This window comes from Cedecea sp. B1(4) (genome assembly GCF_059414925.1).
The window spans coordinates 102,186-124,500 of record NZ_JCAHMZ010000001.1 but is presented as its reverse complement, the minus strand read 5'-3'; the positions used below and the strand labels follow the sequence as shown (position 1 = coordinate 124,500).

The window sequence follows — 22,315 nt, the reverse complement described above, 5'->3', positions numbered from 1 at the left end:
GCGTGCCTGTCGCTAACCGGTTCAGCAAAAAAGAAAAGCTGCGACCACCCAAAGGTGAAAATCGCAGCTTTTTTGTACCAATCATTTTACCTATCAATTAAGGCGTGTGAGCGCCGAAGCAATACTCTTCGCTTCCTGCTGCCAGCCCTGAGCCAGGGTTTTCACCATGGCATCGTAGCCGTCATCCTGTTGCTTCAGTTCGATATGGAACGGGCGCTTAATAATTTCGCCCTGACGCTTCAGGAGCCACTCTCCGCTGACAATGACCTTACCATCATAGCGACCGTGAAAACCGGTCACATTCACGCTGAGCGCATCCTGATCGTGGCCTAGCGGCTGGGAGGCAACCACCCAGCCGGGCAATGCGCTGCTGAGATTACTGACCAGCGCATTGCGCAGCTGCTGGTCAAGCGGGCTAGCCCAAAGGTTGCTGGTGGCGATGACATACTGCACATCGGTCGTCTGGTAAACCACCCCTGTGCCGGCGAGGAAATCAGGCACGGTGACCTGATCGACCCACAGCAAGTGGCTTCCAGGCTGGCTCACGGCCTGCAAAGCAGGTTGTGAAGTTTGCGGCAGCTGATAGTACGTTTTGCCATTGTCGCTCCCGCTACAGGCGGAAAGCGCTAAGACGGCGGCTAGCGTGAGCCACTTTTTCATGGTTGTGCCCTCTTCGGCTGCGGATCCTTTTTATCCTTCGCTTCAAATATCAGCGAGTTGCTCTTGTCGTTCAGCGTACGCAATACCGGCTGCAGCTCGCGCAGCACCTGATCAAGACGCTGCATATCCGCCACCATCTTGTTATAGGCCGCAGAGCCCGGCTGGAAGCCCTGCATACTGCGGTTCAGCTCGCGAAGCGTTTTCTGCATATCTTCCGGTAGCTGCTGCATCGACTGACTGGAAGTAATCTTGTTCAGATTGTCCAGCGTCTGCTGCAGGTGGCGCATCGTTTTCTGGCTTTCAGCCAGCGTATTCGTGGCCTGTTCCAGCATCGGGTTAATCGGCAGGTTGTTGATTTTATCCAGCGTCTCCAGCAGTTTTTGCTGAATTTGCGCCAGGCCACCGCTCACCGTTGGAATAAGCGGATAGCCCGCGATTTGAGGCAGATCGCCCAGCGCTTTCTCTTTCGGATAGAAATCGAGATCGATAAACAGCGCTCCGGTCACCAGGCTCCCGGTTTTCATCGAGGCACGCAGTCCGCGCTTGATCAATACCTGCAGATTGGTCGAAATATCCGCGCCATCTTCAAGCATATTTTTCAAGCGTTCTGGTTCGATGCGGATCAGCACCGGAATGCGGAAATCGTCATTCAGGCTTTGGCGCATTTTTTCGTTGAAGAACGGAACCTGTGCCACCGTCCCCAGGCGAATGCCGCGGAATTCCACCGGCGCACCTGGCTGCAGACCACGAACAGAATCTTTGAAGAACATCAGGTAATCGATATGGTTGGTATACAGCGAATCCTGAATGCTTTTCTGATCGTCGAACAGCTGGAAGTCAGCGCCCGTTTCAACCGGCTTGCCCCACTCCCAGCCTTCAGGCACGTCGAAGCTGACGCCCCCACTAAATAGCGTGGTTAACGACCCCATCTCCACGCGCATCCCCTGGGCGGACATATCCACGGCGATGCCGCTGTCTTTCCAGAAACGGACGTTGCTGGTAATCAGCCTGTCGTTTGGCGCCGCAATAAACAGCTGGTAGCTAATCGCTCGCTTATTGGTATCAAAGGTGCTGGTTTCCACCGAGCCTACGCGGTAGCCGCGGAACAGCACCGGATCCCCAGGGGTAAGCTGGCCGGCTTTTTTGCTGTCGAGCGTAATACGAATGCCTTTGGCGTCAGGTGGCGCCAGCGGCGGCGCATCCAGCAGAGCATAATTCTCGGGCTGCTCGCCTTTGGTCCCCGGCTGCAGCTCAATATAGGCGCCGGACAGCAGCGTGCCGAGCCCGGAGATCCCTTCGCGCCCCACCTGCGGTTTTACCACCCAGAACACGGAATCTTTGTGCAGCAGCTTCTCCATCCCGGAATTTAGCCGCGCCTTAATTTCTACATGGTGCAGATCGTCCGTTAGCTGTGCGCTCTCCACTACCCCAACGTCTACGCTGCGGCTTTTGATGGTGGTTTTACCGCCCTCAATCCCTTCTGCGTTGGCGGTGATCAGGGTCACTTCCGGCCCCTGATGACTGTAGTGATAAAACAGGATCCAGGCGCCAATCAGCGCCGTTACGATGGGAAAGATCCAAACCGGCGACCAGTTTTTTACCTTCTGCACTTTCGCCTCGCCGTGCTTATTTTCCATGTTCGGAAGACTCCTCATCAGTTACATCGTCAGCGCGATCCCAGGACAAGCGAGGGTCAAAGGTCATCGCAGCAAACATCGTCAAAATCACCACAAACGCAAACATTAGCGCCCCCATAGCCGGGTAGATATTCATCAGCCCGCCCATGCGCACCAGCGCGGAGAGAACGGCAATCACAAACACGTCGATCATCGACCAGCGGCCGACAAACTCAACAACTTCATAAATCAGGTGCATTCGCTCGCTGTCACGCCTGCCGTGCCCTTTTGCATCCCAGCATAGCCAGGCGATGGCGATCATTTTTAGCGTGGGCACCATAATACTGGCGATAAAAATCACCATTGCCACCGGATAAGAGCCCTCACTCCAGAGCAGGATCACCCCGGCTAAAATGGTGGAAGGATATTTGCTGCCCAGCATTTCGGTGACCATGATCGGCAAAATGTTTGCCGGCAGATAAAGCATAATGGAGGTGATCAGCAGCGCTAGCGTCCACTGCAGGCTGTGCCTGCGGCGAACGTGGCCGTGTGTCCCGCAGCGTGGGCAGACCAGCGTATCCGCCTCAACAATAGCAGTGCAGCAGGAACAGGAGCGCAGCCCCTGCTTAATCCCCGGCACGCCAACTTTTAATGGATGGTGCACTGGCGGCATGGGCGCTATATCATCCCAAAGCCAGCGCCGGTCCACGCACTGGAAGGCTCGAAGCTGCAAAATGCAGAACAGGCACCAGGGAATAAAGCTGCTGCCCACGCCAATGTCCCCATAGGCCATCAGCTTCACGAAGCTCACCAATACCCCGGCGAGAAAGATTTCCGCCATGCCCCAGCTTTTCAACTGGAACAGCACTCGCGCCAGCCAGCGTTTAAGCCCAAAAGGCAATTTTGCCTGGTTGACCAACAGCAGGATGGTTATCAGGCAAAAAGCCGGCACCGCCTGAACAAAAAGCAGAAAGAAGGTGCCGAGGCTGGCGTAATCCTCGGAAAACATCACACCGGGAATTTGCATCAGCGTGACTTCGCTGCTGATCCCGGCCACCTTCATATTGATAAAAGGAAACAGGTTCGCCAGCAGCAGCATAAACAGCCCCGCCAAAGCGTAAGCCGTTGGCCGCTGACGCGGCAAAAACCACTGCGTGACTAACGGAGTGCCACAGCGCGGGCAGGAGGCTTTGTGGCCATCCTGCAGGGCGGGCAGCGCCACCAGCAAATCACATTGTCGACACAAAATATGCGAGCGATGGTGGTGCGTGGCACACATCGTAACTCTCCTTAGATTACGAGCCGTTTTTCAGCGCTTCCAGGTACTCCCAGCGTTCAAATGCTTCTTCCAGAGCCTGTTCAGCCGCGGCCATTTCCGCCAGGACTTTTTGGGTCACATCGTGCGGCTGGTTGAAGAAATCAGCATCAGCGACCTTCGCCTGCAGCGTGCCTAAATCGGCTTCAAGCTGCTCAAGCCGTTGAGGCAACTGCTCTAATTCGCGCTGCAGGTTATAGCTTAGTTTGCTATTGGCACGTTTAACAGGTTCTGCTTTTTGCGATTCGACCTTCTCGGATTTAGCCGCAGCAGCCTGACGCAGCGGCTGAGCGGAACCCTGCTGACCTTTGGCATCATGGTAACCACCGACATAGCGACCAATTTTGCCCTGGCCTTCGAAGATCCAGCACTCGGTCACGGTATTGTCGACAAACTGACGATCGTGGCTGACCAGCATCACGGTGCCCTGGTAACCATCAATCAGCTCTTCCAACAGCTCCAGGGTTTCGACGTCCAGATCGTTGGTTGGTTCATCGAGGATCAGCAGGTTGCTAGGTTTTAAGAACAAACGCGCCAGCAGCAGACGGTTGCGTTCCCCACCGGAAAGCGCACGCACCGGCGTCATCGCGCGTTTGGGATGGAACAGGAAGTCCTGCAGGTAACCCAGCACATGGCGCGGCTTGCCGTTCACCATCACTTCCTGCTTCCCTTCCGCCAGGTTATCCATCACGGTACGGTCAGGATCCAGCTCGGCACGGTGCTGATCGAAGTAGGCAACTTCCAGCTTGGTACCGCAGTGTACGCGGCCGCTGTCGGCCTGAAGCTGGCTCAGCATCAGCTTCAGCAGCGTGGTTTTGCCACAGCCGTTCGGCCCTACCAGCGCGATTTTATCGCCACGCAGCACCTGCGCGGAAAAATCACGCACCAGCGTTTTACCGGCAACCTGATAGTTAACGTCTTCCATCTCGAAGACAATTTTGCCTGAGCGACTCGCTTCTTCCACCTGCATCTTCGCGCTGCCCATCACTTCACGACGCTCGCCGCGTTCGCGGCGCATCGCTTTCAGGGCGCGAACGCGCCCTTCGTTACGGGTGCGACGCGCTTTGATGCCCTGGCGGATCCACACTTCTTCCTGCGCCAGCTTGCGGTCAAACTCGGCATTCTGTAACTCTTCCACGCGCAGGGCTTCTTCTTTCGCCAGCAGATACTGATCGTAGTCGCCAGGGTAAGACACCAGCTTGCCGCGATCGAGATCGACAATGCGGGTGGCCATATTGCGGATAAACGAACGGTCGTGGGAGATAAAGATAATGCTGCCCTGGAACTCTTTCAAGAAGCCTTCCAGCCAGTCGATGGTTTCGATATCGAGGTGGTTCGTCGGTTCGTCCAGCAGCAATACGCGCGGAGAGCTGACCAGCGCACGCCCCAGCGCGGCTTTACGCAGCCAGCCGCCGGACAGCGCAGACAGCTCGGTATCCGCTTCCAGACCAAGCTGCTCCAGCACTTCGTTAATACGGCTATCAAGCTGCCACAGGCCCTGATGATCGAGGATCTCCTGAATGCGAGCCATCTCGTTGAGGTTCTTCTCGCTCGGATCGCTCATTACTTTGTGGGAGATATCGTGGTAGGCCTTCAGGTATTCCGCCTGCTCTTCCACCCCTTCCGCCACAAAGTCATACACCGTGCCCGCAACGTTACGCGGCGGGTCCTGCTGTAGGCGAGCGACAATCAGATCCTGCTCATAAACCATGCGGCCATCGTCCAGCGGGACTTCACGGTTGAGGATCTTCATCAGCGTTGATTTGCCCGCGCCGTTACGGCCGACCAGACAGACGCGTTCGTTTTCTTCGATGTGTAATTCGGTGTTATCTAACAGCGGCGCGTCGCTAAACGACAGCCAGGCACCGTGCATACTAATTAATGACATGACTATTAATCCCGGGATTCGTGAGTGACTAACCAGCAGTTATGGATCTGGCGGTTGCGCGCAAAGTCCTGCGACTGCGTTTTTTGTGTAATTTCCTGTGCAACCAGGCCTAGCTCCGCCAGGCCGGCGAAGTCCATTTTGAAGCCACGTTTATTGTTGGAGAACATAATGGTACCGCCGAGACGCAGCAGGCGCTTCAGATCTTTCATCAGCGCAAGGTGGTCACGCTGCACGTCGAAAGAGTCTTCCATACGCTTGGAGTTAGAGAACGTCGGCGGGTCAATAAAGATCAGGTCGAACTGTTCGTCGCTGTCGCGCAGCCAGCCCAGGCAATCAGCCTGCACCAGACGATGGGCGCGGCCGGTCAAGCCGTTCAGGCGCAGGTTGCGCTCTGCCCATTCAAGATAGGTACGGGACATATCTACCGTAGTAGTGCTTTTCGCCCCACCCAGCCCCGCGTGTACCGTTGCAGTACCGGTATAAGCAAACAGGTTCAGGAAGTCTTTGCCTTTGCTCATCTGCCCCAGCATGCGGCGGGCAATGCGGTGGTCGAGGAACAGACCGGTATCCAGATAGTCGGTCAAGTTGACCCACAGGCGAGCGTCATATTCGCTCACTTCCATGAAATCACCCTTTTCGCCCATCTTCTGGTACTGGCTTTTCCCTTTCTGACGTTCGCGAGTTTTTAACACCAGCTTGTTAGTCGGCAGCTCAAGCACCGCAAGCGTTGCCGCGATGACGTCAAACAGACGCTGGCGGGCTTTGTTTGGATCGATGGTTTTCGGGGGCGCGTACTCCTGCACCACAACCCAGTCGCCGTAGCGGTCAACCGCCACGTTGTAATCAGGCAGATCGCCATCGTACAGGCGATAGCATTCGATGCCTTCCTGACGCGCCCACTTGTCGAGCTTCTTGACGTTTTTACGCAGGCGGTTGGCGTAATCTTCGGCAATCTGGCCGCTGGCCGCGGCAATACCTGCAGGATTAGCCGCCAGCTGATAGTTTTTCTGTACGCAATCCAGCGGGCCGTTTTTGGCTTTAAACTGGCGGTCAGCGCGCAGCTGCAGGCAGCTCAGCAGTTCAGGGGAGGCGCTGAACAGCGACAGATGCCAGCCGCCAAACTGGTTTTTCAGGTGGCGGCCCAGCAGGCTGTGCAGGGCAATCAGCGCCGGCTCGCTTTCCAGACGTTCGCCGTATGGCGGGTTGCTGATAACCGTCCCCGCCGGGCCTTCCGGCAGCGGATTTACCAGGTTCGCTACATCCTTAACGTCGAAGCTGATCACGTCAGCCAGACCCGCACGGCGGGCGTTGGCACGGGCGCGTTCAATCACGCGACTGTCGTTATCTGAACCATAGAAGCGAGACTGATATTCAGTCAGGCCGCGACGGGCGCGAACCTGGGCTTCGGTTACCACCTCTTTCCAGACATCGGCATCATGCTTCGCCCAGTTCAGGAAGCCCCAATGCTTACGATGCAGGCCCGGCGCACGATCGGTGGCGATCATCGCCCCTTCAATCAGCAGGGTGCCGGAGCCGCACATCGGATCCAATAACGGCGTGCCGTGCTGCCAGCCGGAACGCATCACGATAGCCGCTGCCAGCGTCTCTTTAATAGGGGCCGCGCCGGTTGCATCGCGGTAGCCGCGCTGGTGCAGGCCTTCGCCGCTGAGATCCAGGGCGATGCTGGCGGTATCTTTGTTCAGCCAGACGTTAATGCGCAGATCCGGCTGTTCGCGATCGACATCCGGACGCGGCAGGTTTTTACGTGTAAAGGAGTCAACGATCGCATCCTTTACCTTCAGCGCCCCGTACTGGCTGTTGCGAATGGTTTCGTTCAGGCCGCTAAAATGCACGGCAAAGGTTGCACCCGGCCCGAACAGCGCCGGCCAGTCGATAGCCATCACGCCGAGATAAAGATCAAGATCGCTGTAGACTTTACATTCGCTGAGCGGCAGCAAAATGCGCGAAGCCAGGCGGCTCCACATCAGGCTTTGATAGAGTAGACGAGTATCCCCCTGGAAATGTACGCCGCCCTGAACCACCTGGCAGCCCTGGGCCCCCAGGTTTTCTAGTTCAGTTTTTAACAGCTCTTCAAGCCCACGCGCCGTACTGGCAAACAGAGAATTCATATCGTCACTTATCAGGTAAAAAGAAAATTGTGGCGCATTATAGCTAATCCGCAACGCATGTCATAAAGTTGCCCTCTTATATTTACTTCCCACGGAGGGCGCCGTGATTACTTTGTCTCAACTCTTTATTCACCCGGTAAAATCTATGCGCGGCCTGGCGCTCTCCCACGCGCAGGCAACCACCAGCGGCCTGGCCTTTGACCGCATCTTTATGATTACCGAGCTGGATGGCACCTTTATTACCGCCCGCCAGCATCCGCAGATGGTGCTGTTCACTCCCGCATTCGTGCATGACGGCCTTTATTTATCCGCCCCAGACGGCAGCTCGGCCAGCATTCGCTTTACTGATTTCGCCGCAACGCCGGAGCCGACAGAAGTCTGGGGCACGCACTTTACCGCGCTCATTGCACCCGATGAAATTAATCAGTGGCTGAGCGGGTTCTTTTCTCGCCCGGTGCAGCTGCGATGGGTTGGCGAGCAGCCCACCCGCCGGGTGAAACGCCACGAAGAAGTGCCGCTCTCTTTTGCCGACGGTTTCCCTTATTTGCTGACCAACGAAGCTTCGCTGCGCGACCTGCAAAACCGCTGCCCTGCCAGCGTTAAAATGACCCAATTTCGCCCGAATATCGTGGTGACCGGTGCCTCTGCGTGGGCGGAGGATACCTGGAAAGTCGTGCGTATTGGCGGAGTCACTTTCGACGTGGCTAAACCCTGCAGCCGCTGTATTTTTACGACGGTTAGCCCGGAGCGCGGCCTGAAACATCCGAGTGGAGAACCGCTCAAAACGCTGCAGGGGTTCCGCACCGCGCAGGATAATAGCGGCGCAGTAGATTTCGGTCAGAATTTGATTGCCCGTAACAGCGGAGTTATTCGCGTGGGCGACGAACTGGAGGTGCTGGCCCACAGGCCGGCGAATGTTTACGGCCCCGGCGAAGTGGTGGAAAGCCTCGAACCTCAGAGCCAACCTGAAAGCAGCGTCAGCATCGACTGGGAAGGCACGACGTTCCAGGGCAATAACCAACAGATTCTTTTGGAACAGCTGGAAAACAAAGGGATTCGCGTCCCCTATTCCTGCCGGGCCGGGATATGCGGGAGCTGTCGGGTTAGGTTGCTGGATGGCGAAGTGAAAGCACTGAAGAAAGGCGCAATTGGCGTGGACGGCACCATTTTATGCTGCAGCTGCGTGCCCGCAGGGAATGTGAGCGTGGCGTCGCGCTAAACGGCCTGATCGAGACTGAGGCCGCTGCTTAAAGGCTGCGGTTTCAGCCGGTCATTCATCACTTTAATGGCATCCCCAAGCTGCATAGTGCGGCCAGCTAACGTGAGCCCCTGCTGAGCAAGCAGGCAAAGTGCGGCATTGTCGCCGGTTTCCACCACCAGCAGGTTCACCTGCTGCATATTCTCGCTTAGCCACACGCAGGCCCCTTCCCCTACTTCTGGCTGCCAGCCGTCGCCGTGGGAGACAAAATGCCAGCTTTTCGGCATCTGCGGCTTGAGGAAGCGAATCGCTACCAGGGCATTGAGCACCAGCTCGGCGCGCTGCTCTTTCCCTAACGGTAAATCACGGCATTTTTCTTCAAAGGAGAAATAAAGTGCCGCATCATCAACACAAAAACCTGAATTTTCAAAGGCATCCGGGGTTAGCATTTTACGAGGAAAGCGCGAACGGAAAAGCATACCATTGGCCAAATCGAGCATCATTCGATCGTGCTCTTCATCGAAATACCAACGCCAGTTATCGTCCGGTTTTATTCGCATAATGCTTACCCTTCATTTATCCCGCTGCTGAATTGCCACTCAATTTCTTACCATATTAATAAAAGACCAATATGTTTAAATAAGCAACAGTAGCGGAATATAAAACAACCAGGACCGAAAATAAAGCCCTGGTTGTCTGTAAAAGGTAAATGATCAGAGATGGGTAACGATTTCTTTAATCAGCGGTGGGCCTTTAAAAATGAAGCCTGAGTATATTTGAACCAACGAAGCGCCAGCCGCCATCTTCTCGCGAGCGGCAACCACGGAATCAATCCCTCCTACGCCAATAATCGGCAAGCGGCCATTTAATTCCTGAGACAGGCGGCGAATAATTTCCGTGCTTTTTAATTGTACAGGACGCCCGCTTAAGCCCCCGGTTTCATCGCAGTGTTTCATGCCCTGAACAAGGCTGCGATCTAAAGTGGTATTGGTTGCAATGACCCCGTCAATATTATGGCGAACTAAACTGTCCGCCACCTGGATCAATTCTTCCTCAGAAAGATCCGGCGCGATCTTCACCGCCACAGGAACATATTTATGGTGGATCTCTTGCAGCGCTTGTTGCTTATTTTTAATGGCACTTAAAAGATCGTCTAACGCTTCACCATATTGCAAAGTACGCAGCCCTGGCGTATTCGGTGATGAGATATTGATCGCAATATAGCCAGCATATGGATAAATTTTATCCATGCAGATCAGATAATCGTCTTTCCCCTGTTCAACGGGGGTATCTTTGTTCTTGCCGATATTAATACCGAGCACGCCGTCGAAATGCGCTTTTTTTACGTTTTCGACCAGGTTATCCACCCCAAGATTATTAAACCCCATTCGGTTAATCAGCCCTTCAGCTTCCACCAGACGGAAGATACGCGGCTTGTCGTTCCCCGGCTGCGGACGCGGCGTCACGGTGCCAATCTCAATGGAGCCAAAGCCCATCGCCCCGAAGGCATCAATGCATTCCCCGTTTTTATCCAGACCCGCGGCTAAGCCAAGCGGATTCTTGAACGTTAACCCCATGCAGGCCACAGGTTTTGACGGCACGTTCTGACGCACCAGCCACTCAAGCGGCGTTCCGGTGACAAAACGTAATTGCTGAAAAGTTAACTCATGAGCGCGCTCTGGATCGAGCTGAAAAAGGGCTTTACGGACGAAGGGGTAGTACATGAACTCTCCTGGATTCCCGGTGTGCAGACCGGGGCGTTATTATTCACGATCCGGGGGATGATTGGAATTGACCTGTCGCAAAAAAGCCTGAATAGAGGCAAACGTTTTCTTTCCCGGCGCGCAATATGCGCTTTTTCGCAAATCTATCCCGGAAAAATCACTTAGCCACGGAAATCATCTCTGCGAGTATCACGCTAATTGTTATCAATGTTAGATAAAAACAAACAATTAGTTATAAGGAGTCGTGATGCGTGTGATTACCCTGGCCGGAAGCCCTCGCTACCCGTCCCGCTCCAGCTCGCTGCTGGAGTATGCGCGGGAGAAGCTGAGCGCCCTTGATGTTGAAGTTTATCACTGGCACTTACAGAACTTCGCGCCTGAAGACTTGCTCTATGCAAGGTTCGACAGCCCGGCGCTGCTAGCCCTCACCGAACAACTCAGCACTGCCGACGGCCTGATTATCGCCACGCCGATTTACAAAGCCTCGTTTTCAGGCGCGCTAAAAACGCTGCTCGATTTGCTCCCCGAACGCGCCTTAGAGAAGAAGGTTGTTCTGCCTCTCGCCACCGGCGGTACCGTGGCGCATATGCTCGCCGTGGACTATGCCCTTAAACCGGTGCTGAATGCGCTCAAAGCACAGGAGATCCTGCACGGCGTTTTCGCCGACGACGGCCAGATAGCCGATTACCAGCACAAACCTCACTTCACGCCTAACCTACAAAAACGTCTGGACGAAGCGCTGGAAACCTTCTGGCAGGCGCTCCACCGCCGTGACTTTGCGGTACCTTCACCGTTTAACGCCCGAGGGGTGAGCCATGTTTAATTTGCTTAAACGCCGCTCTCCGTGGCTCGCTTTTGCCGGCCTGCTCGCTTTTTCAACCTATAGCAACGCCTCGGACAGCGGCCCGGAACAGCTGCGCATTGGTTACCAAAAAGGCTCTGTCAGTATGGTGTTAGCCAAAAGCCACCAGCTCCTGGAGAAGCAATACCCGAACACCAAAGTCTCGTGGGTTGAGTTTCCCGCCGGGCCACAGATGCTGGAAGCACTGAACGTCGGCAGCATCGATTTGGGCAGCACGGGCGATATCCCGCCTATTTTCGCGCAGGCAGCCGGGGCGGATCTGCTGTATGTAGGTGCCGAGCCGCCCAAACCGAAAGCAGAGGTGATTCTGGTCCCCGAAAATAGCCCCCTGAAAACCGTGGCGGACTTAAAAGGCCATAAGATTGCCTTCCAGAAAGGCTCCAGCTCACACAACCTGGTGTTGCGCGCGTTGCAACAAGCCGGACTGAAGTTTTCCGATATTCAGCCCGCTTACCTGACCCCCGCCGATGCCCGCGCGGCCTTTCAGCAGGGGAACGTCGATGCCTGGGCTATCTGGGATCCGTACTATTCGGCGGCACTGTTAAACGGCGGCGTTCGCGTCTTAACGGACGGCAGCGAGCTGAATCAAACCGGGTCGTTCTATTTAGCTTCCCGCCCTTATGCAGAAGCGAACGGCCCGTTTCTTCAACAGGTACTGAAAACCTTTAGCGACGCCGACGCGCTCACCCGCACGCAGCGGGCAGCAAGCGTAGCGCTTCTCGCCAAAACGATGGGCCTGCCTGAAGCAGTCATCGCCACTTACTTTGACCATCGCCCTCCTTCAGAAATTACGCCGGTCAACGAAGCGACTGCCGCCAAACAGCAAAATACCGCCGACCTGTTTTATGAAAATCGCCTTGTTCCAAAGAAAGTCGATATCCGAACCCGCATCTGGCAACCCGCCGGCACGACACAAGGAGCTAAGTCATGAGTCTGAATCTGTTCTGGTTCTTACCTACCCACGGGGATGGGCACTATCTTGGCAGCGACACGGGCGCACGCCCGGTCGACTATGGCTACCTGCAACAAATAGCTCAGGCTGCAGACCGCATCGGCTTCACCGGCGTGCTGATCCCGACCGGGCGTTCCTGCGAGGATGCCTGGCTGGTGGCGGCCTCAATGATCCCGGTCACTCAGCGGCTTAAGTTCCTGGTCGCGCTGCGCCCGAGCGTTGTCTCCCCTACTCTTGCCGCTCGCCAGGCCGCCACGCTGGACCGACTTTCCAACGGACGAGCCTTGTTTAACCTTGTGACCGGGGGCGATGCTGAAGAATTGGCTGCGGAAGGGGTATTTCTGGACCATGAAGAGCGCTATGAGGCCTCTGCAGAGTTTACGCACATCTGGCGACGCGTCCTGGAAGGTGAAACCGTCGACTATGGCGGCAAACACATCCAGGTCAAAGGCGCGAAGCTGCTTTATCCCCCGGTACAGCAACCTCGCCCACCGCTTTATTTTGGCGGATCGTCCGATGCCGCTCAGGATCTTGCGGCCGAGCAGGTTGACCTTTACCTGACCTGGGGCGAACCTCCACATTTGGTAAAAGAAAAGATCGAGCAAGTTCGGGCGAAAGCTGAAGCGCGGGGGCGGCAAGTTCGCTTTGGTATTCGCCTGCACGTTATCGTGCGGGAAACCAACGAAGAAGCGTGGCAGGCGGCAAACCGACTTATTTCTCATCTGGATGACATTACCATCGCCAAGGCACAGGCCGCTTTTACCCGCAGCGACTCCGTCGGGCAACAGCGCATGGCCGCCCTACACGGCGGTAAGCGAGACAAGCTGGAGATCAGTCCTAATCTTTGGGCCGGTGTCGGTCTGGTTCGCGGTGGGGCTGGCACCGCGCTGGTGGGCGATGGGCCAACCGTCGCAGCCCGAATAAACGAGTACGCCGACCTGGGCATCGACAGCTTTATTCTTTCCGGCTATCCGCATCTGGAAGAAGCCTACCGAGCGGGCGAACTGCTGTTCCCTCACCTTGACGTGGCGATCCCAGAAATTCCTCAGCCGCGACAGGTTCAGGAAAAAGGCGAAGTTATCGCCAACGATTTTATCCCGCGTAAAGTGGCGCAGAGCTAGGGAGGCACCATGCAAGCGTCCGTGCACAAAGTCTTGCTGCGCCTGGCCCCCTGGGCGCTGCCGGTGGCGATTGTGCTTCTCTGGCAATTAGCTTCGTCTGCAGGCTGGCTTTCCACCCGTATTTTGCCCTCTCCCGAGGGCGTAGTGCTGGCTTTCTGGAGCCTCTCAGCCAGCGGTGAACTCTGGCAGCATCTGGCTATCAGCTCCTGGCGTGCCGTGATTGGTTTCAGCATCGGCGGATCGCTGGGGCTGATCTTAGGCCTGATTAGCGGCCTGTCGCGATGGGGCGAACGCCTGCTGGATAGCTCTATTCAGATGCTGCGCAACGTTCCGCACCTGGCGCTGATCCCGCTGGTGATCCTGTGGTTTGGTATCGACGAAACGGCCAAGATCTTTCTGGTGGCGCTCGGGACGCTGTTTCCTATTTACATCAATACCTGGCACGGCATCCGCAATATCGATCGTGGCCTGCTGGAAATGGCGCGCAGCTACGGCCTTTCCGGGTTTAGTCTGTTTGTGCACGTCATTCTGCCGGGTGCGTTGCCGTCCATTATGGTCGGTGTACGTTTTGCCTTAGGCCTGATGTGGCTGACGCTTATTGTCGCCGAAACGATCTCGGCAAACTCAGGCATTGGCTATCTGGCGATGAATGCCAGGGAGTTCCTGCAAACCGACGTGGTGGTGGTGGCCATCGTGCTGTATGCGCTGCTGGGCAAACTCGCCGATGTCAGCGCCCGCCTGCTGGAACGTGTCTGGTTACGCTGGCATCCGGCTTATCAATTAAAGGAGGAGACGGTATGACAACTGCTCGTCTGAACCAGGGCACGCCGCTGTGGCTCAACGGCGTCAGTAAACGCTACGGCGATAAAAGTATTCTCAATCAGCTTGAGCTGCGTATCCCCGCCGGGCAGTTCGTGGCGGTGGTCGGCCGCAGCGGCGGCGGCAAAAGTACCCTACTGCGCCTGCTTGCCGGGCTAGAAACGCCCAATCACGGCGCGCTATTCGCTGGCAGTGCGCCGCTGCGGGACAGCCAGGATGATACGCGGCTGATGTTTCAGGACGACAGGCTGCTGCCGTGGAAAACGGTGATAGATAACGTCGGGCTCGGGCTGAAAAATAACTGGCGAGGCGCGGCTCTTCAAGCGCTCACCGCCGTTGGGCTTGAAAATCGGGCCAATGAGTGGCCGGCGGCACTTTCCGGCGGGCAAAAGCAACGCGTGGCATTGGCAAGGGCGCTCATTCATCGTCCGCGCCTGCTGTTGCTCGACGAACCGCTGGGCGCGCTGGATGCCCTGACGCGGATTGAGATGCAGGAGCTGATTGTTTCTTTGTGGCAGGAACATGGCTTTACCGTGCTTTTGGTCACTCATGATGTCAGCGAAGCCGTCGCCATGGCCGATCGCGTGTTGCTTATAGAAGAAGGGAAAATTGGCCTGGATCTGACGGTGGATTTACCGCGTCCGCGCCGCCTGGGATCGGTGAAGCTGGCGGAGCTGGAGGCTGAGGTGCTTGCCAGAGTGATGAAACGAGATTCAGAGGAGCCGGCGCGCGCGGTGCGCACCGGCTGATTTAATACCCTATCCCTGAAAGGGATAGGGGCAAAGATTACGCCAGCGCTTTGGCAATCTTCTCGAACAGATCTCCGGACAGATTTTCCAGCCCTTTCAACTGCTCCAGCGCGGCACGCATCTTAGCCTGACGTTCTGCGTCATAACGCTTCAGGCGAATCAGCGGTTCGACCAGACGAGAAGCAATTTGCGGGTTGCGGCTGTTCAGCTCGGTCAGCATCTCGACCATAAACTGATAGCCGCTGCCGTCTTTGGCGTGGAACGCGGCCGGGTTGGCTGAAGCAAACGCGCCAATCAGCGAACGTACGCGGTTCGGGTTACCCAGACTGAAGGAACGGTGATTCAGCAGCTCGCGAACCTTAGCCAGCGTGTTGCTGCCCGGGCTGGTCGCCTGCAGCACAAACCACTTGTCCATGACCAGGCCATCTTTATGCCATTTCTCATCGTACTCAGCCAGCAGCGCTTCGCGGCATGGCAGCTGCGCGGCCACCGCTGCGGACAGCGCGGCGATAGAATCGGTCATATTGTCCGCCTGCTGATACTGCTCGCGTACCAGTTGCTCAGCAAGTTCAACGTCACCAAACGCCAGGTAGCGCAGGCAAGTGTTGCGCAGCGCACGCTTGCCAATATCACCGTGATCCACGCGATAGCTGTCGAGCTTATTGGCGTTATAGATAGCCAGGAACTCGTCGGCCAGCTCTGCTGCGAGGGTGCGGGTCAGCGCCCCGTGGACTTCAGCAATGGCGATAGGATCAATTGTCTGGAACAGCTCGGCAATTTCATTCTGCGAAGGCAGCGTCAGGATCTCCGCGGCGAGCGCCGGATCGATCTTCTCATCCAGCAGAATGGCGCGGAATGCGTCAGCCACGTGCAGCGGCAGAGAAAGCGGCTGCCCTTGTTGGCTGCGGTTCACGTTGATCTTGATGTAATTTGCCAGCAGGCTTTGCGCTGCATCCCAACGGGAGAAGTCGTTCCGCGCGTGGCGCATCAGGAACGTCAGCTGCTGGTCGCTCCATTTGTACTCGAGCTTCACCGGCGCAGAGAATTCACGCAGCAAAGACGGCACCGGCTGGAAGTAGACATTGTCGAAGACAAAGGTCTGTTCGGCCTGGGTCACGTTCAGCACGTGGTGCACCGGGTGACCGTCCTTCTGCAGCGGAATGACCTTTCCTTCGTTATCGTATAGCTCGATATCAAACGGGATATGCAGCGGGTGTTTTTCCTGCTGTTCAGCGGTCGGCGGCGTCATCTGGCTGATGGTCAGCGTGTAGTGCTCAGTTTCCGGGTTGTAGTCGTCACGCACGGTGACAACCGGCGTCCCGGCCTGGCTGTACCAGCGGCGGAAATGAGACAGATCAACGTTGGAGGCATCTTCCATCGCCTGCACGAAGTCATCGCAGGTCGCCGCGCTGCCGTCATGGCGTTCAAAGTAAAGCTGCATGCCCTTCTGGAAGTTTTCTTCGCCCAGCAGCGTGTGCAGCATACGAATCACTTCTGAGCCCTTCTCATACACCGTCAGGGTATAGAAGTTATTCATTTCGATAACTTTGTCCGGGCGGATCGGGTGCGCCATCGGGCTGGCGTCTTCGGCGAACTGCATCGCGCGCATGGTACGCACGTTCTGAATACGGTTTACTGCGCGAGACCCCAGGTCAGAGCTGAACTCCTGGTCACGGAAGACGGTTAACCCCTCTTTCAGGCTCAGCTGGAACCAGTCACGACAGGTGACGCGGTTACCGGTCCAGTTGTGGAAATACTCGTGGCCGATGACGCGTTCAATGTCGAGGTAGTCTTTGTCAGTCGCGGTTTCGGCGCGGGCCAGGACATACTTCGAGTTGAAGATATTCAGCCCTTTGTTTTCCATCGCACCCATATTGAAGAAGTCGACGGCGACGATCATATAGATGTCGAGGTCATACTCCAGGCCGAAGCGGGTTTCATCCCACTTCATGGACGCCTTCAGCGAGGTCATCGCCCAGTCAGCGCGATCCAGATTCCCGCGGTCAACAAAAAGCTCCAGCGCAACGTCACGGCCGGAACGGGTTTTGAAGCTGTCGCGCAGGACGTCGAAATCGCCCGCCACCAGCGCAAACAGGTAGCAAGGTTTTGGGAACGGATCCTGCCACTGCACCCAGTGACGGCCATTTTCCAGCTCACCTTCGGCAATGCGGTTGCCGTTAGCCAGCAGATACGGATATTTGTTTTTGTCGGCGATGACTTTGGTCGTGAAGCGCGCCAGGACGTCCGGGCGGTCCAGGTACCAGGTGATATGGTGGAAGCCTTCAGCTTCACATTGGGTACATAACGCTTCGCCGGATTGGTACAGCCCTTCAAGCGCGGTGTTAGTTGCCGGGCTGATTTCGTTCACAATCGTCAGCGTAAAGGCGTCAGGAACCTGCTCCAGAATGAGTGCGCCATCTTCCTGGCGATAGTGCGGCCAGGCGCTACCGTTTACGGCAATGGAGACCAGCGTGAGGTCTTCACCATCAAGATGCAGCGGAGCGCCCGCTTCGCCCTGACGGACAATTTTGCTGACTGCGGTGACCTGCGTTTTTGTGGCATCAAGGTCAAAGGTCAAATCGATATCAGTTATCGTATAATCCGCCGCGCGATAGTCGTGGCGATATTTGGCTTGTGGCTGTTGTGTCATAAAAAACCTTATACATCGTCCGTAAGATAACGAACTTCAGTCTATTCCTGTTGCCGGAATGTTGCTACGCAGAATCTTCATCTTTGGCGGCCGATAGCCCAAATTTTTTACCGCTTTATGCGGTATTACGCTTTCTCTCCTGCACCTTCCGGCACGGAACTCTTCCTTTTCCTCCGCCACTCAATGCAGCCCCTTCCCCCTGAGAGAACTTAATATGCGTATTCCTCCTTCCGGCCCCATGGCTTTTCATCAGGCCGTTGCCCAAAACGATATTGCTACCATCCAGAAGCTAAGACAGCAGGGTTATAAACCTGTCGCTCTGGACCAGCACGGAAACTCGCCGCTGGATGCGCTGGCTAACCGCCGTGATATTGACGGCACTACGCGGGCGCGGCTATACCACAGCCTTTTGGCTTCGCTGAATCCCAGTGCGCCGTCGGGCTATATCAAGCCGGAAGCTTTTCATGGCTCTCCCTGGGGCTTTGAAATATTGCGCAGCGGCGCGCTGAAAGGCGGCGTGAACGATCCTAAAGGCGGTTCACAGTCGCTGGAGGGAAAAGTGTTTTTCTCCGATCGAACTCGGGAGTCGAGCAACAAATTTGAAACACGTGAGAATCTTCGCCAGAAACCTCGCGTGTACGCCAAAGGACTGGGCATCAAGCCCACCACGGTGGAGACGCGCTCGAACCTGTACGTGCTGAGCAAAGCCATTAATCATGCTTCTTCTGCCAGCCATTTCCCAGCCTCAACGCTGACGCTAAAAAGCAGCAATAATCTGGAAGAGGCGGTGTATGACAGCCTGGTGCGTCTTTTGTCGAATAACGGCTATCGCCTAAAAAAGGAAACGCCGGAGCAAATCCTGCAGCAAACCGGCGTCCCGGCTCATATCAAATTCGTGGATAACAGCCACCCGCCTTCCGGGGAACAAACGCGGAAACTGATCGGTAACGCCTTTAAGCGCATTGAAAATGAAATGATCGGCGGAAAATTACCGTTCCTGAATCTGCTCAACGATGGGCAAACCCTGCCGCTGGTGTTTGGCTTCAGTAAAGTGAACAACTTGAAAACCCATACCATCCATAATTCGTTGAGCAACACCGCCTCGATGTTTAACTACCAGGCTGAAAACCATCCCCTGAGCGGGACAGCTAACGGCGGCAAGCTCAAAGAAATTGAAGTGAAATCCCTGGCCGATCTTGCCACGCTGACGCTTGCCTGTAAGGTACAAAACGTCGCGTTACCGAAAGACGCGCTGATTCGTATCAACCCAACCCCGAATGAAAAAAAACAGCACGGGCTGAAGGCGCTGTATCTGGATGCATCCGCACTCGCCAGATTCAGTCACGCGCTGCTGGGGTCGGGCACAACGAATATGGGCAGGATGACGCTCGAGCAACTTCAATCGCTGAATCACACTCTGCGTGAAAAAGCGGAGAACGGCAGTCTTCGCATTCGTTAGCTGCGAGTAAACATCGGCGGCCATTCGCGCCGGTGATTTCACCGAGAAAAGGATGTCGCACGTTTTGTTTAGTACTCTAAACACCATTTGATTCAATGTATTGAACTCTATTATAGCGCTAAACATTTCATAAACTGCCCCAGAGCCTGCCCGTCTAATGTTGTGATCCTGCTTCAATAAACAGATAATCAGGGTATACTCCCGCGTCTTAATTTGCCCGGACTGATGGAAACGCTCCTGTGAGAGGATGCTGAAACGCGCCATGACACGACACGCTTCCCCGATTTTGCAAACGCTTCTGGATACTGACGCCTATAAGCTTCATATGCAGCAAGCGGTTTATCACCGCTATTACGACGTAAATGTCGCAGCGGAATTCCGCTGCCGCGGCGACGACCTGCTGGGCATTCATGCCGAGGCTATTCGTGAGCAGGTCGCGGCTATGCAGCACCTGCGCCTCAGCGACGAAGAATTTCACTGGCTGAAAAGCCTGCCCTTTTTCAAAGCCGATTACCTCGACTGGCTGCGTGACTTCCGCTATGACCCTGCTCAGGTTCAGGTGACCAATAATCATGGTCACCTGGATATCCGCCTAAGCGGTCCCTGGCGGGAAGTCATCATGTGGGAAGTTCCCCTGCTGGCGGTAATCAGTGAAGTCGTTCACCAGCATCGTGCCCCCGGCGTGACGCCAAAAATGGCGCTGGATCACCTGGAAACTAAGCTGCAGGAATTTAACACGCTGACCGCCGGGCTGGATCTTTCTCATTTCCGCCTGATGGACTTCGGCACCCGCCGCCGTTTCTCTCGGGAAGTGCAGCAGGCGATTGTCGAGCGCCTCAAGCAGGAGCCGTGGTTTATCGGCACCAGCAACTATGATCTGGCCCGCCGGCTTGATCTTACGCCGATGGGCACCCAGGCCCACGAGTGGTTCCAGGCACATCAGCAGATAAGCCCGGACCTGGCGAACAGCCAACGTGCAGCGCTGCAGGCGTGGCTCGACGAATATCCCGATCAGCTAGGAATAGCCCTGACTGACTGCATCACCATGGATGCTTTCCTGCGTGATTTCGGCAAAGAGTTCGCCACGCGCTATCAGGGGCTGCGCCATGACTCCGGTGACCCGGTAGAGTGGGGAGAAAAAGCTATTGCCCACTACCAGAAGCTGGGTATCGATCCGTTAAGCAAAGTGTTGGTGTTTTCCGACAATCTGGATTTAAACAAAGCTGTGGAGCTGTACCGCCGCTTCTCATCCCGGGTTAACCTCAGCTTTGGTATCGGCACCCGCCTGACCTGCGACATTCCGCAGGTTAAGCCGCTGAACATCGTGATTAAGCTCGTGGAGTGCAACGGTAAGCCGGTGGCTAAGCTTTCGGATAGCCCGGGAAAAACCATCTGCCACGACAAAGCCTTTGTTCGGGCACTGCGCAAAGCCTTTGACCTTCCGCTGGTTAAAAAAGCCAGCTGATTCAGCGATAATCGGTGAATAGCCGCTTCGCTATTCACCGCCCTTCTCTCATTCCTTTATTTCTTCATTAGTAACGCGAATTCTGCTTGTCTGATGGCGCGCGACAGGTAACATAGATAACCCCCATCTGTGGGTTACTATTTTTTTTGTCATTGACCATTTAATAGAGAGAAAACTATGAGCGTTGTGCCTGTAGCCGACGTACTCCAGGGCCGTGCCGCCGTTGACAGCGAAGTCACCGTGCGCGGATGGGTACGTACTCGAAGAGATTCAAAAGCTGGTATCTCCTTCCTCGCCGTCTACGACGGTTCCTGCTTTGATCCTGTACAGGCCGTCATTAATAATTCTCTGCCCAATTACAATGAAGACGTGCTGCGCCTGACCACCGGCTGCTCCGTGATTGTTACCGGCAAAGTGGTCGAGTCTCAGGGCCAGGGCCAGGCATTCGAACTTCAGGCTACCAAAGTTGAAGTGACCGGCTGGGTTGACGATCCGGATACCTACCCGATGGCGGCCAAACGCCACAGCATTGAATACCTCCGCGAAGTGGCTCACCTCCGCCCACGTACCAATATGATTGGTGCCGTAGCGCGTGTGCGTCACACGCTGGCCCAGGCGCTGCATCGCTTCTTCCATGAAAATGGTTATTTCTGGGTATCGACTCCGCTGATCACCGCTTCGGACACCGAAGGCGCCGGTGAGATGTTCCGCGTTTCAACGCTGGATCTGGAAAATCTGCCTCGCACCGCAGAAGGCAAAGTCGATTTTGATAAAGACTTCTTCGGGAAAGAAGCCTTCCTGACCGTTTCCGGCCAGCTGAACGGCGAAACCTACGCGAGCGCGCTGTCCAAGGTTTATACCTTCGGGCCAACCTTCCGCGCGGAAAACTCCAACACTAGCCGCCACCTGGCTGAATTCTGGATGCTGGAGCCGGAAGTCGCCTTTGCCGATCTGGACGACGTTGCCGGCCTGGCCGAAGCGATGCTCAAGTACGTCTTTAAGGCTGTTCTGGAAGAACGCATGGACGACATGAAGTTCTTTGCCGAGCGCGTGGACAAAGAGGCCATTGAGCGTCTCGAACGCTTCATCTCCGCAGACTTCGCCCAGGTGAACTACACCGATGCGGTCGACATCTTGCTGAACTGTGGGCATAAGTTCGAAAACCCGGTTTACTGGGGCGTCGATCTCTCCTCCGAGCACGAGCGTTACCTGGCCGAGCAGCACTTCAAGGCACCGGTGGTGGTGAAAAACTACCCGAAAGACATCAAAGCTTTCTATATGCGCCTTAACGAAGACGGTAAAACCGTTGCCGCGATGGACGTCCTGGCGCCAGGCATCGGTGAAATCATCGGTGGTTCCCAGCGTGAAGAACGTCTGGATGTGCTGGATGCGCGCATGGCTGAAATGGGTCTGAATAAAGAAGATTACTGGTGGTACCGCGACCTACGCCGCTACGGCACCGTGCCGCATTCCGGTTTCGGCCTGGGCTTTGAGCGTCTGATCGCCTATGTTACCGGCGTTCAGAACGTGCGCGACGTGATTCCGTTCCCACGTACCCCGCGTAACGCCAGCTTCTAAGCCAACAAAACCAAAGGCCAGCTTTTCGCTGGCCTTTTTTACATTTGACAATAAAAGGTCTATTTTCTTCAACGCTCATTAAGCAAACGTCAATTTCAACCGCCATTCCCGACTGCCCCGTTACCAACTA

The 22,315-nt window shown here is 55.7% G+C and carries 17 protein-coding genes; 9 read left to right on the top strand and 8 right to left on the bottom strand.

Annotated features, from left to right (window positions below; all coding sequences use genetic code 11):
• Positions 1–93: 93 nt before the first annotated feature.
• Genes pqiC through rlmKL form a run of 5 tightly spaced genes read right to left on the bottom strand, consistent with a single transcriptional unit; the run spans position 94 to position 7,608 of the window.
• Positions 94–660 (bottom strand): membrane integrity-associated transporter subunit PqiC, encoded by a 567-nt coding sequence (pqiC, locus tag ACR6JA_RS00520; protein ID WP_213715921.1) that lies wholly within the window; start codon positions 658–660, stop codon positions 94–96.
• Entirely contained in the window at positions 657–2,297 is a 1,641-nt protein-coding gene (gene pqiB / locus ACR6JA_RS00515; RefSeq protein WP_008461242.1) for an intermembrane transport protein PqiB, read from the bottom strand. The genes pqiC and pqiB overlap by 4 nt, the downstream gene beginning before the upstream one ends.
• Positions 2,287–3,555 (bottom strand): membrane integrity-associated transporter subunit PqiA, encoded by a 1,269-nt coding sequence (gene pqiA / locus ACR6JA_RS00510; protein WP_213715922.1) that lies wholly within the window; start codon positions 3,553–3,555, stop codon positions 2,287–2,289. The genes pqiB and pqiA overlap by 11 nt, the downstream gene beginning before the upstream one ends.
• Before the next feature lie 16 nt (positions 3,556–3,571).
• Entirely contained in the window at positions 3,572–5,479 is a 1,908-nt protein-coding gene (locus ACR6JA_RS00505; protein WP_008461239.1) for an ABC transporter ATP-binding protein, read from the bottom strand.
• A 5-nt stretch (positions 5,480–5,484) separates the two neighbouring features.
• The gene (gene rlmKL, locus ACR6JA_RS00500) at positions 5,485–7,608 is read right to left on the bottom strand and encodes a bifunctional 23S rRNA (guanine(2069)-N(7))-methyltransferase RlmK/23S rRNA (guanine(2445)-N(2))-methyltransferase RlmL (RefSeq protein WP_494493314.1); all 2,124 of its coding nucleotides are present in this window, start codon (positions 7,606–7,608) and stop codon (positions 5,485–5,487) included.
• A gap of 103 nt (positions 7,609–7,711) precedes the next feature.
• Here rlmKL and ACR6JA_RS00495 point away from each other — a divergent pair, with 103 nt between their 5' ends.
• A complete protein-coding gene (locus ACR6JA_RS00495) occupies positions 7,712–8,827 on the top strand; it encodes a YcbX family protein (protein ID WP_494493313.1) in 1,116 nt (371 codons plus the stop codon).
• Here the strand turns inward: ACR6JA_RS00495 and zapC are convergent.
• Both zapC and pyrD read right to left on the bottom strand, forming a co-directional pair.
• The gene (zapC, locus tag ACR6JA_RS00490; RefSeq protein ID WP_008461231.1) at positions 8,824–9,366 is read right to left on the bottom strand and encodes a cell division protein ZapC; all 543 of its coding nucleotides are present in this window, start codon (positions 9,364–9,366) and stop codon (positions 8,824–8,826) included. The two genes, ACR6JA_RS00495 and zapC, sit on opposite strands and share 4 nt — an antisense overlap.
• Before the next feature lie 153 nt (positions 9,367–9,519).
• Positions 9,520–10,530, bottom strand: a complete 1,011-nt coding sequence (pyrD, locus tag ACR6JA_RS00485; protein ID WP_494493312.1) for a quinone-dependent dihydroorotate dehydrogenase — start codon at positions 10,528–10,530, stop codon at positions 9,520–9,522.
• 247 nt (positions 10,531–10,777) lie between these two features.
• Here pyrD and ssuE point away from each other — a divergent pair, with 247 nt between their 5' ends.
• From ssuE to ssuB, 5 genes are read left to right on the top strand one after another with little or no spacing between them, the layout of a single operon-like run.
• Positions 10,778–11,353 carry an NADPH-dependent FMN reductase gene (gene ssuE, locus ACR6JA_RS00480; RefSeq protein ID WP_494493311.1) on the top strand — a complete coding sequence of 192 codons (576 nt, stop codon included), beginning with the start codon at positions 10,778–10,780 and terminating at the stop codon, positions 11,351–11,353.
• A complete protein-coding gene (locus ACR6JA_RS00475; RefSeq protein WP_213715927.1) occupies positions 11,346–12,323 on the top strand; it encodes a sulfonate ABC transporter substrate-binding protein in 978 nt (325 codons plus the stop codon). The genes ssuE and ACR6JA_RS00475 overlap by 8 nt, the downstream gene beginning before the upstream one ends.
• Positions 12,320–13,465: an FMNH2-dependent alkanesulfonate monooxygenase gene (gene ssuD / locus ACR6JA_RS00470; RefSeq protein ID WP_494493310.1), complete on the top strand. Its 1,146-nt coding sequence runs from the start codon at positions 12,320–12,322 to the stop codon at positions 13,463–13,465. The genes ACR6JA_RS00475 and ssuD overlap by 4 nt, the downstream gene beginning before the upstream one ends.
• 9 nt (positions 13,466–13,474) lie before the next feature.
• On the top strand, positions 13,475–14,266 hold the full coding sequence (gene ssuC, locus ACR6JA_RS00465) for an aliphatic sulfonate ABC transporter permease SsuC (RefSeq protein WP_213715929.1): 792 nt from the start codon (positions 13,475–13,477) through the stop codon (positions 14,264–14,266).
• Positions 14,263–15,033, top strand: coding sequence for an aliphatic sulfonates ABC transporter ATP-binding protein (gene ssuB / locus ACR6JA_RS00460; RefSeq protein ID WP_213715930.1), 771 nt, complete (start codon positions 14,263–14,265; stop codon positions 15,031–15,033). The genes ssuC and ssuB overlap by 4 nt, the downstream gene beginning before the upstream one ends.
• A gap of 37 nt (positions 15,034–15,070) precedes the next feature.
• Here ssuB and pepN read toward each other — a convergent pair whose 3' ends face one another.
• Positions 15,071–17,683, bottom strand: coding sequence for an aminopeptidase N (gene pepN / locus ACR6JA_RS00455; RefSeq protein ID WP_273969033.1), 2,613 nt, complete (start codon positions 17,681–17,683; stop codon positions 15,071–15,073).
• Positions 17,684–17,897: 214 nt separating this feature from the next.
• On the opposite strand from pepN, the gene ACR6JA_RS00450 reads away from it, so the two are divergent.
• The 3 genes from ACR6JA_RS00450 (at position 17,898) to asnS (ending at position 22,185) form a co-directional block, all read left to right on the top strand.
• Positions 17,898–19,142: a hypothetical protein gene (locus ACR6JA_RS00450; RefSeq protein WP_008461216.1), complete on the top strand. Its 1,245-nt coding sequence runs from the start codon at positions 17,898–17,900 to the stop codon at positions 19,140–19,142.
• 262 nt (positions 19,143–19,404) lie between these two features.
• Entirely contained in the window at positions 19,405–20,607 is a 1,203-nt protein-coding gene (pncB, locus tag ACR6JA_RS00445) for a nicotinate phosphoribosyltransferase (RefSeq protein WP_166875399.1), read from the top strand.
• A gap of 177 nt (positions 20,608–20,784) precedes the next feature.
• Entirely contained in the window at positions 20,785–22,185 is a 1,401-nt protein-coding gene (gene asnS, locus ACR6JA_RS00440; protein ID WP_008461212.1) for an asparagine--tRNA ligase, read from the top strand.
• Positions 22,186–22,315 lie beyond the last annotated feature (130 nt).